The following is a 1,703-nucleotide window of genomic DNA, read 5'->3' on the forward strand; positions in this document are numbered from 1 at the left end:
GATATACACCGTGATGATCAGCGGAAGAAGGTAACAACAAAAGTAATTAACGGAAAATCGTATGCAAGATTATATTTTATAATTGGGATGGAAAATGAAGGGCGTGCTGAAAATGAAAAAATTGCAAGGGCAATCAATAGTTATTTAGATGAAAACTATTACGGATTAAGTAGAGGGATCTTTCCGAAGTATAAAAAAGATGGAAATGGCGTTTATAACCAAGATTTATCTAAAAATGCGATGTTAATTGAAGTTGGTGGTGTTGATAATACGTTAGATGAATTATATAACACAATTGATGTGTTAACGGAAGCGTTTAGTAAGTATTATTGGAATGATGCAGAGAAAGTGAATGGGTGAGGAACGGGAAACCGTTCCTTTTTTATTTTTGAAATCCTAAAATATGATATGATAGAATTTTGCGAATATTGAACGAGGAGTGGGATAGACATGCAAATACTATTAATACGTCACGGTGAATCAGAAGCTGATATTTTAAATGTACATGAAGGTCGAGCTGATTTTGAATTAACAGAAAAGGGAAGACAGCAAGTACAAAGACTTGTACAGAAAGTGAAAGCGGACTTTCTGCCAGATTTCATTTGGGCAAGCACATTAAAACGTGCTCGAGAAACGGCTGAAACATTAGCTGAAGCGATTCAGTGCCCAATTCAATTAGAAGAGGAATTAATGGAGTTCAATAATGGAGTGCAAGCAGGTTTATCATTTGAGGAAGCAAAAAAATATCCAGAGCCAAAGTTTCTTCATGACCGGTTTGAAAACGGGGAATCATTTATTGAATTTAGAATGAGAATAGAAGGAATCTTTTCTAAAATCGTGACAGAAAATACATATGATCGGATTGCAATTGTTGCACACGGTGGTGTAATAAATAGTATTTTACGAGCATTTTTCCAAATGCCAATTAGTATGGACTATTATTTTAAAATGGGAGATACGGGTATTAGTTTGATTGAACTTACGGATAAACAGAAAACTGTTCATTTTATAAATGATACAAATCATTTGGATGGATTGTAAGAGGGTATGTACAAAGTTGTGAAGCTAACTGCAATTCAAAAGGTATTGGAACATCTGGAAATTTGTAAATCAGAAGCAATTGCTTTTGGTGACGGTGGAAATGATGTTGAGATGTTACAGTATGTAGGACTGGGAATTGCGATGGGGAATGGCGGAGAAGAGTTAAAAACAAGAGCAGATTTCGTTACAAGGAAATCAAGTGAAGGTGGTATTTCTTTTGCTTTAAAAGAGTTTGGGATTATTTAAAAATAATAGCTAGTCAGTGCAGAGAGAGCCTGTTTAATAACAGGATTTTTTTGTCTAATAATATTCTTGCAATAAAAGGAAGGAAATGAGTATAATGAAAAGTAGTTAGGTAAGCTAATTAAATGAAAGGAAGGAGAGTGAAAATGAATGGATTCAAAAAAAGGTGCTCTTCCTTTAGGGATTGAGCCTTATGCAGAGTTAATAAAAAAGACAGCATCAGCGGATACGGATCCAATCGCAGCAAAACTTGGTTTGTTAATGTTATGGACGTCTGATAATGTTCTTGATGCTGTTGACGTAGATTTAGCTCCGCTTGGTATTTCGGAAAGTAAATTAGATTTTTTACTGTTATTTATTTTGCGTGAAATGGAATCGAATGGGGAAGAAGTGAACATGAGTCCTTCGGATATTGCGAG

At 34.8% G+C, this 1,703-nt stretch carries 2 protein-coding genes and 2 pseudogenes; all 4 read left to right on the forward strand.

From position 1 onward, the window contains the following. Positions 1 to 360: stage II sporulation protein P (gene spoIIP, locus AC1DTM_RS25285; RefSeq protein ID WP_477001168.1), on the forward strand; the 360-nt coding region annotated here is incomplete at its 5' end. 90 nt (positions 361 to 450) lie between these two features. Continuing rightward, positions 451 to 1,041, forward strand: a complete 591-nt coding sequence (locus AC1DTM_RS25290) for a histidine phosphatase family protein (RefSeq protein WP_016104633.1) — start codon at positions 451 to 453, stop codon at positions 1,039 to 1,041. 12 nt (positions 1,042 to 1,053) lie between these two features. Beyond that, positions 1,054 to 1,287, forward strand: a pseudogene (locus tag AC1DTM_RS25295) (HAD-IIB family hydrolase); the annotation flags it as partial. 147 nt (positions 1,288 to 1,434) lie between these two features. Further along, positions 1,435 to 1,703: pseudogene (locus tag AC1DTM_RS25300) on the forward strand (MarR family transcriptional regulator); the annotation flags it as partial.

It is taken from the genome of Bacillus sp. P4_D3 (assembly GCF_056401855.1).

Bases quoted from the DNA above. Each gene is read 5' to 3' on its own strand.
- AC1DTM_RS25290 (WP_016104633.1), top strand. From the start codon at position 451: ATGCAAATACTATTAATACGTCACGGTGAATCAGAAGCTGATATTTTA.